At 69.5% G+C, this 13,131-nt stretch carries 11 protein-coding genes; 8 read left to right on the top strand and 3 right to left on the bottom strand.

The features are described 5' to 3' along the window. The first annotated feature begins 12 nt into the window (after positions 1-12). The 5 genes from AUL34_RS18385 to AUL34_RS18365 are packed head-to-tail and all read left to right on the top strand — an operon-like array spanning position 13 to position 4,998. On the top strand, positions 13-819 hold the full coding sequence (locus AUL34_RS18385; protein WP_082653479.1) for an ABC transporter ATP-binding protein: 807 nt from the start codon (positions 13-15) through the stop codon (positions 817-819). After that, positions 812-1,516 (top strand): ABC transporter ATP-binding protein, encoded by a 705-nt coding sequence (locus tag AUL34_RS18380; protein WP_061937021.1) that lies wholly within the window; start codon positions 812-814, stop codon positions 1,514-1,516. The genes AUL34_RS18385 and AUL34_RS18380 overlap by 8 nt, the downstream gene beginning before the upstream one ends. Positions 1,517-1,521: 5 nt before the next feature. Next, on the top strand, positions 1,522-2,409 hold the full coding sequence (locus AUL34_RS18375; protein WP_061937018.1) for a branched-chain amino acid ABC transporter permease: 888 nt from the start codon (positions 1,522-1,524) through the stop codon (positions 2,407-2,409). Between the two features lie 16 nt (positions 2,410-2,425). Next, entirely contained in the window at positions 2,426-3,376 is a 951-nt protein-coding gene (locus AUL34_RS18370) for a branched-chain amino acid ABC transporter permease (RefSeq protein ID WP_370539062.1), read from the top strand. An 11-nt stretch (positions 3,377-3,387) separates the two neighbouring features. Continuing rightward, positions 3,388-4,998: a GMC family oxidoreductase gene (locus AUL34_RS18365; protein ID WP_061937012.1), complete on the top strand. Its 1,611-nt coding sequence runs from the start codon at positions 3,388-3,390 to the stop codon at positions 4,996-4,998. 2 nt (positions 4,999-5,000) lie between these two features. On the opposite strand, the gene AUL34_RS18360 is transcribed toward AUL34_RS18365, so the two are convergent. Then, positions 5,001-7,010 carry a diguanylate cyclase domain-containing protein gene (locus AUL34_RS18360; RefSeq protein ID WP_061937009.1) on the bottom strand — a complete coding sequence of 670 codons (2,010 nt, stop codon included), beginning with the start codon at positions 7,008-7,010 and terminating at the stop codon, positions 5,001-5,003. Between the two features lie 189 nt (positions 7,011-7,199). On the opposite strand from AUL34_RS18360, the gene AUL34_RS18355 reads away from it, so the two are divergent. Continuing rightward, the gene (locus tag AUL34_RS18355; protein WP_061937006.1) at positions 7,200-9,884 is read left to right on the top strand and encodes a bifunctional acetate--CoA ligase family protein/GNAT family N-acetyltransferase; all 2,685 of its coding nucleotides are present in this window, start codon (positions 7,200-7,202) and stop codon (positions 9,882-9,884) included. A gap of 19 nt (positions 9,885-9,903) precedes the next feature. Here AUL34_RS18355 and AUL34_RS18350 read toward each other — a convergent pair whose 3' ends face one another. Continuing rightward, positions 9,904-10,089, bottom strand: a complete 186-nt coding sequence (locus AUL34_RS18350) for a hypothetical protein (RefSeq protein ID WP_061937004.1) — start codon at positions 10,087-10,089, stop codon at positions 9,904-9,906. Between the two features lie 219 nt (positions 10,090-10,308). On the opposite strand from AUL34_RS18350, the gene AUL34_RS18345 reads away from it, so the two are divergent. Continuing rightward, positions 10,309-11,442, top strand: coding sequence for a matrixin family metalloprotease (locus tag AUL34_RS18345; RefSeq protein WP_061937001.1), 1,134 nt, complete (start codon positions 10,309-10,311; stop codon positions 11,440-11,442). Positions 11,443-11,516: 74 nt separating this feature from the next. Next, positions 11,517-11,978 (top strand): hypothetical protein, encoded by a 462-nt coding sequence (locus tag AUL34_RS18340; protein ID WP_061936998.1) that lies wholly within the window; start codon positions 11,517-11,519, stop codon positions 11,976-11,978. A gap of 73 nt (positions 11,979-12,051) precedes the next feature. Here AUL34_RS18340 and AUL34_RS18335 read toward each other — a convergent pair whose 3' ends face one another. Next, complete coding sequence (locus AUL34_RS18335; protein ID WP_061936995.1) at positions 12,052-13,116, bottom strand: HlyD family secretion protein; 1,065 nt, start codon at positions 13,114-13,116, stop codon at positions 12,052-12,054. Positions 13,117-13,131: the final 15 nt, after the last annotated feature.

Genomic DNA, 13,131 nt, shown 5'->3' with positions numbered 1-13,131 from the left:
GGCGCGGCCGCCATGGCAGGCGTCGCGGAGCGTATCGACCGGCCGGGCACCGTTCCGGCCGGGGGCGGGGGAGAGGTGGTCCTCGCCTGCCGCGGCCTCCGGCGCGACTTCGGCGGCTTCACCGCCGTCAAGGACGTCGACCTCGATGTTCGTCACGCCGAGGTTCATGCCCTGATTGGGCCGAATGGCGCCGGCAAGACCACGGTCTTCAACCTCCTGACCAAGTTCTTAGCCTCCACAGCGGGAACCATCACCCTGATGGGCGAGGACATCACCAAGACCTCGCCGTCGAAGGTCGCGCGCATGGGTCTCGTGCGCTCGTTCCAGATCTCGGCGACCTTCCCGCACATGACGGTGCTGGAAAACGTGCGGGTCGCCCTGCAGCGCCCGGCCGGCCTCGCCACGCAGTTCTGGCGCGGTCTCTCGGTGCTCGACCGGCTGGACGGCCGGGCGATGGAGCTTCTGCGCGAGGTGGGGCTGGAGGACGCGCGCGACCTCCTGGCCGCCGACCTTTCCTACGGGCGCAAGCGCGTCCTCGAACTCGCCACCACGCTGGCGCTCGATCCGAAGGTGCTGCTCCTCGACGAGCCGATGGCCGGCATGGGCCACGAGGACGTCGGCACGGTCGCCGCCATTATCAGGAAGGTCGCCGAGACGCGCGCCGTCTTGATGGTGGAGCACAATCTCAAGGTGGTGGCCGACCTCTGCGACCGCGTCACCGTGCTCCAGCGCGGCGAGATCCTGGCGGCCGGCGACTACGCCACCGTCTCCACCGACGAGCGCGTGCGCACCGCCTATATGGGGACCGACCATGGCTGAGCCGCTGCTCCGCGTTCGCGGGCTCAACGCCTGGTACGGCGAGAGCCAGGCGCTGCATGGCGTCGACCTCGACATCCTGCCCGGTGAGACGGTGACGCTGGTCGGGCGCAACGGCGTCGGCAAGACCACGACGCTCCGCGCCATCATGGGCATCATCCCCAGGCGCACCGGCGAGATCCGCTTCGACGGCCGCGACATGCTCCGCGTGCCGCTGCATCGGACCGCCCATCACGGGATCGGCTTCGTGCCGGAGGAGCGGGCGATCTTCGCCAGCCTCACCGTGGAGGAAAATCTCCTCCTGCCGCCGGTCGTGGCGCCGGGCGGCATGGAGATCGCCGAGATCTATCGCCTGTTCCCCAACCTCGAGGAGCGCCGCGCCTCGTCGGGCACGCAGTTGTCGGGCGGCGAGCAGCAGATGCTGGCGATCGCGCGCATCCTGCGCTCGGGCGTGAAGCTCATGCTCCTCGACGAGCCGACGGAGGGGCTCGCGCCCGTGATCGTCCAGCGTATCGGCGAGATCCTCACCACGCTCAAGAGCCGCGGCATGACGGTGCTCTTGGTCGAGCAGAACTTCCGCTTCGCCGCCAAGGTCGCCGACCGCTTCTACCTCATGGACCACGGGCAGGTGCTCGACGGCTTCCCCGTGCGCGAGCTTCCGGACCGTATGAACCAGCTTACCGAAACCCTCGGAGTCTGACTGGGATGACCACCGTCTTCGGCATTCCGATCCAGGCGCTGCTCGGCCAGCTTCTGGTCGGGCTCATCAACGGCTCGTTCTACGCGATGCTGAGCCTTGGCCTCGCGATCATCTTCGGCCTCCTGCGCATCATCAACTTCGCACACGGCGCGCAGTACATGCTCGGCGCCTTCGTCGGCTATCTCCTGCTGACGAACCTCGGCATCGGCTTCTGGTTCTCGCTGCTGCTGGCGCCCCTGATCGTCGGGCTCGTCGGCGTCGTGATCGAGCGGGCGGCGCTGTCGCGGCTCTACAACCTCGATCCGCTCTACGGCCTCCTCTTCACCTTTGGCCTCGCCCTCGTGATCGAGGGGCTGTTCCGCTACCTCTACGGCGCCTCGGGCCAGCCCTACGCGCCGCCAGCCCAGCTCACCGGCGGCACCAATCTCGGCTTCATGTTCCTGCCGAACTACCGCGCCTTCATCGTGGTGGCCTCGCTCGCGGTGTGCATCGGCACCTGGGCGCTGATCGAGAAGACGCGGCTCGGCGCCACCTTGCGCGCGGCCACCGAAAATCCGGTCATGGTGCGCGCCTTCGGCATCAACGTGCCGCTGCTCCTCACCTTCACCTACGGGCTCGGCTCGGCGCTGGCGGGGCTGGCCGGCATCATGGCGGCGCCCGTCTACCAGGTCTCGCCGCTGATGGGCTCCAACATCATCATCGTCGTCTTCGCGGTGGTGGTCGTCGGCGGCATGGGCTCGATCGGCGGAGCCATCCTCACCGGCTACATGCTCGGGCTCTTCGAAGGGCTGACCAAGGTCTTCTACCCCGAAGCCTCCTCGATCGTGATCTTCGTGATCATGGCCATCGTGCTGCTCGTGCGCCCTGCGGGCCTCTTCGGAAGGGCGGCCTGACATGTCGCAAGATGCCATGACGCTCCCGCGCGAACGGTCCGCCGCCAAGGCGACCGGCCTCGTGCTCCTCCTGGTCGCGCTCGCCGGCCTCGTCGCCGCGCCCTTCCTGGTCTACCCGATCTTCCTGATGAAGGTCCTGTGCTTCGCGCTCTTCGCCGCGAGCTTCAACCTGCTCCTGGGCTACACGGGCCTCCTGTCGTTCGGCCATGCCGCCTTCTTCGGCGGCGCCTCCTACGCCACGGCGCATGCCGTGAAGGTGTGGGGCCTCGCCCCCGAACTCGGGCTTCTCGTCGGCGTCGCGGCGGGCGCGCTGCTCGGCCTTGCGATCGGCTTCCTCGCCATCCGCCGGCAGGGGATCTACTTCGCGATGATCACGCTGGCGCTGTCCCAGATGTTCGCCTTCTTCTGCCTGCAGGCACCCTTCACCGGCGGCGAGGACGGGCTGCAGGGCGTGCCGCGCGGCTACGCGCTGGGGATCATCGACCTCGGCCAGCCGCTGGCGATCTACTACTACGTGCTCGCCGTGGTGCTGATCGGGCTCTTCGCGATCTGGCGCATCGTCCACTCGCCCTTCGGCATGATCCTCAAATCGATCCGCGAGAACGAGACGCGCGCCACTTCGCTCGGCCTTTCGGTCGGCTCCTACAAGCTCGCCGCCTTCGTCATGTCGGCCGGGCTCGCGGGACTGGCCGGTGGCTTGAAGGCGCTGGTGTTCCAGTTCGCGACGCTCACCGATGTCGCCTGGCAGATGTCAGGCGAGGTGATCCTGATGACGCTGCTCGGCGGAATCGGCACCATGGCGGGGCCGCTGGTGGGCGCCGCGCTCGTCGTGTCGCTTCAGAACTATCTCGCGACCTCGGCCTTCCCGGTCACCGTGATCACGGGCCTCACCTTCATGGTCTGCGTGCTCCTGTTCCGGCGCGGCATCGTCGGCGAGATCGCCCACCGCCTCCGGCGGCGGGGCTGAAGGCTCCTCGGATGGACGGCGAGTTCGATTACATCGTGGTCGGCGGCGGCACCGCCGGCTGCGTCCTCGCCAACCGTCTCTCGGCCGATCCGGACCAGCGCGTCCTGCTCCTCGAGGCAGGCGGGCGCGACAACTACGCCTGGATCCACATTCCCGTCGGCTATCTCTACTGCATCGGCAACCCGCGCACCGACTGGTGCTTCCTGACGGATGCGGAAGCCGGATTGAACGGGCGCGTCCTGTCCTACCCCCGCGGCAAGGTGCTCGGCGGCTGCTCGTCGATCAACGGCATGATCTACATGCGCGGCCAGGCGCGCGACTACGACGGGTGGCGCCAGATAGGCTGCGAGGGCTGGGCTTGGGACGACGTCCTGCCCGTGTTTCGCCGCTCGGAGGACTGGTTCGCCGGCGCCGACGAGATGCACGGGGCGGGCGGCGAATGGCGGGTCGAGACCGCGCGCCTCCACTGGGACATTCTCGACGCCTTCCGCACCGCCGCCGAACAGGCCGGCATCGCGCCCATCGACGACTTCAACCGCGGCGACAACGAGGGTTCCTCCTACTTCAAGGTCAACCAGCGGCGCGGTGTCCGCTGGAACGCCGTGAAGGCCTTCCTGAAGCCCGTCATGGGCCGGCCCAACCTCCATGTCGAAACCCATGCGCAGGTGCGCCGCCTCGTGGTGGACGGGGCGCGCGTCACGGGCGTCGAATTTTCGCAAGGCACGCAGGTCCGCCTCGCGCGCTGCCGCGGCGAAGTCGTGCTCAGCGCCGGGGCGATCGGCTCGCCGCACATCCTGGAACTGTCGGGCATCGGGCGGGGAGACGTCCTCTTCGACGCCGGCATTGCGGTGGTGCACGAGCGGCGGGACGTCGGCGAGAACCTGCAGGATCATCTCCAGCTGCGCTGCGCCTACAAGGTGTCGGGCATCCCGACGCTGAACGAAAAGGCCTCGACGCTCCTCGGAAAGGCGGCGATCGCACTGGAATACGCGCTGAAGCGGTCGGGCCCGATGTCCATGGCGCCGAGCCAGCTCGGCATCTTCACCCGCTCCGATCCGGCCTTCGAGACGGCGAACCTCCAGTATCACGTGCAACCGCTCAGCCTCGAGAAGTTCGGCGAGGCGGTGCATCCGTTCCCCGCCTTCACGGCAAGCGTCTGCAACCTGCGGCCGGAGAGCCGCGGCAGCGTCCATGCCCGCGCTCCCGACCACAGGCTGCAGCCTTCGATTCGGCCGAACTATCTCTCGACCGAGGGCGACCGGCGCGTGGCGGCCGACGCGATCCGGCTGACACGGCGCATCGTCGCGCAGGCGGCGCTGAAGCCTTACCGGCCGGAGGAGTTCAAGCCGGGTCCCGCCTTCCAGACGGAGGACGAGCTGCGCGAGGCGGCAGGAGCGATCGGTACCACCATCTTTCATCCGGTGGGCACCTGCCGCATGGGCGCCGATCCGGAATCGGTGGTGGATCCGCGGCTGCGGGTGCGCGGCGTCGCGAACCTTCGCGTCGCCGACGCATCGGTGATGCCCGCGATCGTTTCCGGCAACACGAACTCCCCCACGGTGATGATCGCGGAGAAGGCGGCCGAGATGATGCGGGCCGACCGCCGCGCCGGCGCGGCCTGAGTTCAGGCCGCGCGGGCGCGCACCTGGTTGCGCCCGCCCGCCTTCGCCGCATACAGAGCCTCGTCGGCCTTCTGGATGATGTCGAGGGGAACGGTGGTCCCCGAGCGCAGATCGGACAGGGACGCCACGCCGATGCTCACCGTGAGGTATCCTTCGTCGCCGTCCTGGTGCGGGATGGCGAGCGAGGCCACGGCGCGCCGGATGGTCTCGGCCCGGATCAGCGCCTCGGCCGGCCCCGCGCCCGGCAGGATCAGGGCCAGCTCCTCGCCGCCGTAGCGGGCGCCGATCTCGTCGTCGCGCCGCACGCAGGCCGCCAGCGCCTCCGAGACCGCCTTCAGGCAGCGGTCACCGGCCGGATGGCCGTAGCGATCGTTGAACGCCTTGAACCGGTCGACGTCGAGGAGGAGCAGGCTGAAATCGGTCCCGTCCTCGGCCTTCGCAAAGGCCTCCTCCAGCCGGCGATTGAAGGTCCGGCGGTTGGCAAGGCGCGTCAGGTCGTCCGTTGCGGCGAGCATTTCCAGCTGCCGGTTGGCTTCCGCCAGCGCTTCCTCGGTGCGCTGTCGCTGGTCGACGTCGCGCAGGGAGATCACGCTGCCGCCCGCATCGTCGATCGGCCGGCCGGACAGCTCGACCCAGACGATACTGCCGTCCTTGCGCCGCACGCGGTAGCGCACGCCGTTGACCTCGCCCCCGGCGCGGAAGGTGTCGAGGAGCGAACGCACGATGGGCTGATCCTCCGGCACCACGATCTCGAGCGGGCTCTGTCCGAGAAGCTCCGCCGGATCGTAGCCGAGGATCCGCCGGCTTGCACCCGTGACCAGCGTCCGGTTTCCGTCCGCATCGACGCAGGAGATCATGTCCACGGTGTTGTCCGCGACCAGCTGGAACCGCCGCTGGCCCGCCGCCACGGCCTCTTCGGCCACTTTGGCCTGCGCCAAGGTCCTGGCCGCCGTGTCCACGAGCTGGCCCAGACGCCGGAACTCGGGCGCCTGCCAGGATTCCATGCCGGTGCGCACCGAGAAGTTGCCGGCGCCGATTCGCTGCGCCGAGCGCGACAGGAGCTCGATGGGGCGAAGCTGCATCCAGTAGGCGAGGAGGGCGGTGCCCGCGAGCGCCAAGACGAGGGTCGCGGCACTCGTCAGCAAGGCCCATCGCATCCGGCTGTGAAGGGTTCCGTAGACTTCGTCCGGGGATACGCCGACGGCCAGCCAGAGATCGGCGGTGCCGGCCCCATCGATGGGCTCGAAGCCGAAGATCGTCGTGCGGCCGGACAGATCGGCCGTGGTCGCCGTTCCGCGTTCGCGCGTTTCCCGCATCGTGCCCAGCAGGCGGAAGTCCGGCATCACGGTGCCGAACTCCGCGACATGCGGCCAGCTCACCAGGACGCGAGAGGCGCGGGGCTGCACGATCGCGACCGAGTGACCGGTCGCCTCCGACAACGCGCGCACATCCTGCTCGATCAGCGACAGGTTGAGCGAAGCGAAGACGGCGCCCGCGCCGTTCGGGTCGCTGGAGGGCGGCAGGCGCATGGCCACGGCCACGGTCGGCTTTTTCGTGACCGCGCCGATCATGAAGTCGCCGACCAGGAACCGGGCGCCACGGGATGCCATGGTCCGCTCGATGAGCTTCTGGTCGCCGAACGACGATCCGTGGACGCCGCGGCTGTGGCAGCGGATCACGCCGTCCGGGGACACGACGCCGATGGTCATGAACTGTTGGCGCTCGGCCTTCAGACCCGCCAGGAGGCCCTTGCAGTTCGTCTCGCCGAGGTCGCGGACCTGAGGCATCTGGCGCAAGGTGGCGAGGAATTCGCGCGCCTCGCTGAAGACGCGCGAGATCGTTTCGGCGCCCAGTCTTGTTTCGTTGGCGATGTTCCTGTGCGCCTCGAGTTCGGCGTCGCGGAACGAGACCACGAGGCCGGCCGCGATGAGTCCGATCAGCGGCAGCATCGCGGCCGCGATCAACAACAAGAGGCGAGCGCGCACCCCGATGTTGCGAAGGACGTTCATCATGGAAGCCAGGTCGATCCCCGTTCGTTGGTCCGACCGCAAGGGTTGCACGGCCAGTGGTCATTCCTACACGCAAGGCGCTTAACAAATCGGATGACGGCCCCACCACAAATGTCGCCATCGTGCCGGCACCGTGACGCTCGGAGCGCACGCGCCTGGACGCGGGCGTCCGCGCCGGCCTAAGGAGACCGCATGTCGATCCGCAACCTGGATGCCCTGTTCGAGCCGCGATCCATCGCTCTGATCGGAGCGAGCAACCGGGCGGGATCGGTCGGCGCCGTCCTGGCGCGCAACCTGTTCGGCTCGGGGTTCGACGGTCCCGTGATGCCGGTCAATCCGCGCGAGACCTCCATCCGCTCGGTGGTGTGTTATCCCTCGCTCGACGCGCTTCCCGCCGTGCCGGATCTCGCTGTCGTGGCGACCCCCGCCTCGGGCGTGCCGGCGCTGGTGGCCGATCTCGCGCAGCGAGGCTGCCGGGCGGCCGTGGTGATCTCGTCCGGCTTCGACGCGGCCGGCAGACGGGCGCTCCTCGAAGCGGCGCGTCCCCATCTCCTGCGCGTGGTCGGCCCCAATTGTCTGGGCGTCCTGTCGCCGCCGACGGCGCTCAACGCCAGCTTCGCCCACCTCACGCCGCGCAAGGGGGATCTCGCCTTCGTCAGCCAGTCGGCCGCCATGGCGACCACCGTGCTCGACTGGGCCGACGTGCGCGAGATCGGCTTCTCGCACGTCGTCTCGACCGGCGACATGAGCGACGTCGATATCGGCGACCTTCTCGACTATCTCGCGCTCGACGCGCGGGCGCGGGCGATCCTCCTCTACCTCGAGACCGTCACGGACGCGCGCAAGTTCATGACCGCCGCCCGCATCGCCGCGCGCACCAAGCCGGTGGTGGTCATCAAGACGGGGCGGGGCGCCGGGCTGCAGGCGGACCTCCGGCCCGAAATCGGCGGCGGGCGCGGCGCGGACGACGTCTACGACGCCGCGTTCCGGCGCGCCGGCATGCTGCGGGTCGACACGCTGCGCGAACTGTTCGAGGCGGTCGCCACGCTCGCCACGGGCCTTCGCCCGAGCGGCGACCGGCTCGCCGTCGTCACCAACAGCGATGCGGCGGGCACGCTGGCGCTCGATGCCCTGAGCGCCTTCGGCGGACGTCTGGCAGAGCTCCCCGAAGCCGCCTGGTCACGGCTGGCTCCAGGCCTGCCGGGATCTCCCGCGCGCAGCGGTCTCGTGAAGCTCGCGCCCGACGCCACGGCCGACGCCTATGCCGACACGCTCGCCGCGATCCTCGAATCCGGCGATCAGGACGCCGTCCTCGTGATGAACTGTCCGCAAGCGATCGCCGACGGGACCGAGGCCGCGCGCGCCACGGTGGAGGCAGCGCGCAAGGCGCGCCGCACGCCGATCCTCACCTGCTGGCTCGGCGAGCGCGCCGCCCGAACCGCACGCCGCGTCTTCGCGGCCGGCAACGTCCCGACCTACCAGACGCCGGACGAGACGGTCCGCGCCTTCATGCAGCTCGTCACCTATCGGCGCAACCAGGACCTCCTGATGCAGACGCCGGCGGTGGTGGCGCCGTTCGGCGTCGATCGTGCGGCCGTCGAGCGGCTCGTCGGGGGCGCGCTCGGCGAGGGACGCACGGTTCTCACCGAGCCGGAATCGAAGGCGCTTCTGGCTGCCTACGGCATCGCCACGGTTCCCACCGAGATCGCGGGCGATCCGGCGGAAGCCGCCGCGCTCGCCGCCCGCATCGGCTTCCCGGTGGCGCTGAAGATCCTTTCGCCCGACATCGCCGACAAGACCGACGTCGGCGGCGTGCGCCTCCAGCTCGACGACGCCGCAAGCGTACGCGAGGCCGGCGAACACATGATCCGCACCGTGGCGGGACGCCAGCCCGGCGCGCGGATCGATGGCTTCACCGTCCAGGCCATGGTGCGCCGCGCCCATGCCGTGGAACTGCGGCTCGGCATCTCCACCGATCCGGTGTTCGGCCCGGTCATCCGCTTCGGCCAGGGCGGCACGGCGGCCGACATCCTGAACGACCGTGCCATCGGCCTGCCGCCGCTGAACGCCGTGCTCGCGCGCGACATGATCGGCCGCACGAAGGTCTGGCGTCTCCTCCAAGGCTACCGGGAGCGCCCGCCGGCGGACGCCGAGACGATCGCCGCGACGCTCGTCACCTTGTCGCGGATGGCCGCCGACATCGAGGCCATCGCCGAACTCGACATCAATCCGCTCCTTGCCGACGGCGAGGGGGTGGTGGCGCTCGACGCCCGTGTCGTGCTGCGCGCAGAGCCGCCGGCGGGGAGCGCGCGCTTCGCCATCCTGCCCTACCCGGAAGACCTGGAACGCGAGGCCGTCTCGCGCAAGGGCCGGTTCCGCCTGCGTCCGATCCGGCCCGAAGACGAGCCGGCGCTGGTCCGGATGGTGGAGCTCAGCGACCCCGAGGACGTGCGCCTGCGCTTCTTCGCGCCGCTGCGCCGGATCGGGCATGCCTTCGCGGCGCGCCTGACGCAGATCGACTATTCGCGCGAGATGGCCCTCGTTGCCGAGCCGGCGGAGCCCGGTGCGCAGAGCGCCATACTCGGCGTCGTGCGTCTCATCGCGGATCCCGACGGCGAGCGCGCCGAATTCGGCATCATGGTGCGCTCGGACCAGAAGGGGCGGGGTCTCGGCCGCCTCCTGATGGAGGCGATCCTCGCCTATGCAAAGGCCCAGCGTGTCGGCACCGTCCATGGCGAGGTTCTGGCGGAGAACACGGCGATGCTGTCGATGGCGCGGCGCATCGGCTTTCGCCAGAAGGTGCACAAGGACGATCCGGGACTGCGCGTTCTCGAATTCGACCTTTCCGCGGATCCGTCGACAGGCCGGGACGCCTGACGTCCCGGCCCTAAGCGCTTCAGCGCGCCGGGCGGAGCCCCCGCCGAACGAAACCGGCCGACACGTCGGCCTGGAGGCAATGCTCCATCTCGTGCTGGCGTCGCGCGAGGTTCCGGATCGCGGCCAGAAGATCGCCGCCGGCCTGGGCCACCGCCTCGTCCACGGCAGCATCGAGTTCGTCGTGGCGCGCGGCAGCTTGCATCATGATGGCGACTCTCTGATTCCGATGGACCGAACTTGGCCCTCGTCCGCATCGGGCGAAAGCAGGTCGGCGACGCTTTCCACCGATTCCCGTTCCCGCCTCGCACTTCGGAGAAAATAAAGGACTTGTGAACGCCACCGCGTTGGCGGCCTATTTACTCCGTCCGTCGGATGATAAGGCACGTCCTCATTCGAGGGTCGGCTAGATCGCAAGGAACGAAGAATGGTCCAGGTCCCCTACACGGGCACGAAATGGGGCGACTCGTCCGTGCCCGGCACGAGTGGCGGCGTCGTCACCTGGAGCCTCAGCCTCGTGGGCGCACGGTTCTACGGGTTCGAGAGCGCCATCGGGTCCGCCGCCTTCCAGTCCCTGGTCCGCAGCGCCTTCGATGCCTGGGAGAAGATCGCCGCGATCGATTTCGTCGAAATCGGAACCGGTCCGGCCGACATCCAGATCGGCCTTCAAAGCTTCGACGGGCGGGGCGGCACGCTGGGCGAGGCCCGTTGGTCCTACGCGAACGGCCTGACCCTTCACGCCGAGATCGCCATCGATTCGGCGGAATACTGGGGGCCGGCCTCCGCTGGCGGCAGCAATTTCTACGGCGTCGTGGTCCATGAGATCGGTCATACGATCGGCCTCGCCCACGCCGACGATCCGTCTTCGATCATGTATCCCTATCTCGGCGTCCAGACCGCGCCCATGGCCGCCGACATCGCCGCCATCCAGGCGCTCTACGGGTTGGCGGGACAGTCGATCGTCGGGACGGCCTTCTCGGAAATCCTCAACGGAACGGCCGGCAGCGACACCGTCGACGCGGGCGCCGGCAACGACGTCGTCTACGGGTTTACGGGCAACGATCTCGTCTATGGCGGCGAGGGCAACGATACGCTCGCGGGCAACCAGGGCAACGATACGATCTATGGCGGCACGGGCAACGATCTCGTCTACGGTGGGAGGGATGACGACCTCGTGCTGGGCAACTTGGGCGACGATACCGTCACGGGCGACCGTGGAAACGACACCGTCCATGGCGGGCAGGGCAACGACCTCGTCTACGGCGGGCGTGGCGACGATCTGGTCGCGGGCGACCGGGGCAACGACACCGTGCATGGCGGGTTCGGCAACGACACGCTGAGCGGCGGTCAGGGCGCGGACCTCTTCCTGTTCGAGGCTGGGCACGGCAGCGACATCATCGTCGACTTCAACGCCGCCGAGGGTGACCGCTTGAGCTTCGGCGGGCAGAGCTACCGCGTGGACGACATCCAGGGCTCCGCCGTTGTCAGCCTGTCGGGTGGCGGCACCATCACGCTTCTCGGCGTCACTGCCGCCACGTTCGAGTCCGCAGCCGTCGTCTGACGCGGCGCCCTTCGGAGGGATACGATCGGCACCCTCGCGTGTTGTGACCGATCGATCCTTTCTGGAAACGCGCCATGCTCGCCTCGCTTCTGATCGGCCTTGCCGCCGGACAACGCGCCATGACACCGCCGGCGGTTCTGGCCGTCGCCGCTCGGCAGGGCGCCCTCCCGTCGGGGGCGCCGGCCGGAAGCCTCTTGCGCCGACCCGGAGCGCTGGCCGGCCTCCTGGCGCTCGGCCTTGCGGAGATGGCGGGCGACAAGATGCCTTCGGCGCCCGATCGCACCGTCCTGCCCGGCCTCCTCGCCCGAACGTTCACCGCGGCCTTCGCGGGTGCCGTCCTGGCGCCGCGCGCACAGCGGCCCGCGGGCGCGGGGCTGGCCGCGGCTGTCGCCCTTGGCAGCGCCTTCGGCGGGGTCGCGCTGCGGCGCCGAAGCATGGACGCGTTCGGCAGGACGCCGAGCGGCCTCGCCGAAGATGCGGCGGTCGTCCTGTGCGCGGTCCTTGCGATCGCTGCGGCTCGCCGCCGCCGGGATTGAGCTGTCAGCGCACCGCTCCGCGTTGGAGGACGCGCGGTCGTTCGACGATGCCGCCGCCGGCCGGACGCGGCTTTTAGTTGCCGGCGACCGCGGGTGGCGCCGCGTCGGCCGCCGTGTCGAGGCGCACCACCACCGACATGCCGGGCACGAGTTCGCTTGCCCCCGGCTGGCCGGGATCGATCGCGATGCGAACGGGCAGGCGCTGCGCGACCTTCGTGAAGTTGCCCGTCGCGTTGTCGGGGCGAAGAACCGCGAATTCCGAGCCCGTTGCCGGGGCGAAGCGCTCGATCCGCCCGGTGAGCGTCCTGGCCGCCAAGGCGTCGACGGTGAAGTGGACGGGCTGGCCCACCGTCATGCCGGGAAGTTGCGTCTCCTTGAAATTGGCGACGACCCAGACCGTCGAGGGCACCAGACTGGTGAGCTGCGTGCCCGCCTGGACGAACTGCCCGAGCTTCACGCCGATCTCGCCGAGGCGCCCGCTCTTCGGGGCGAGGATGCGCGTGTTGGCAAGATCGATCTCCGCCAGCCGGACCGCCGCTTCCGCCCCTTCCACCCCGGCTTCCAGCGACTGGCGCGCCACGATCACCGTCTGCAGGTCCTGGCGCGAGACCTCGAGCGCCGCCTTCGCCTGGTCGAGCGCGGCGGCTGCCTGGTCGCGCGTGCGTGTCGCCACGTCGAGATCGCTGCCCGGCACGAAACCCTTGCTGGCCAGCGGCGCGATGCGGGCGTAGTTCGCCTCCGACGTATCGAACGCCGACTGGGCGCTGGCGATGGCGGCCTCGCTCGCCTTGACCTTCGCCTCGGCGGAGCGACGTCCCTGCTGCGAATTGGCGAGCTGCGCCCGCTGCCCGGCCAGCGTCGCGCGGGCCTGCGCCAGCCGTTGGGAGAAGATCCGGTCGTCGATGCGAGCGATGAGCTGCCCCTCCGCGACGCTCTCGTAGTCCTGAACCGGCACCTCGACCACCGTGCCGGCGAGCTGCGGCGAGATCACCGTCACCTGGCCGCGCACATAGGCGTCCTCGGTGGTTTCAATGCTGGTCGCAAAGGGCGGCAGACGCCACGCATAGAGAACCAGCGCGACGCCGGCGAGGCCGACCGCGACGGCGAAGAGGGTGGAGAGCAAGCGCGAGAGTTTCATCGGACGAACTTTGGA

The sequence above is a fragment of the Aureimonas sp. AU22 genome (genome assembly GCF_001463745.1).
Taxonomy (GTDB): domain Bacteria; phylum Pseudomonadota; class Alphaproteobacteria; order Rhizobiales; family Rhizobiaceae; genus Aureimonas.
The sequence above is the reverse complement of the archived record's forward strand: the minus strand, read 5'-3'. Positions and strand labels throughout refer to the sequence as shown.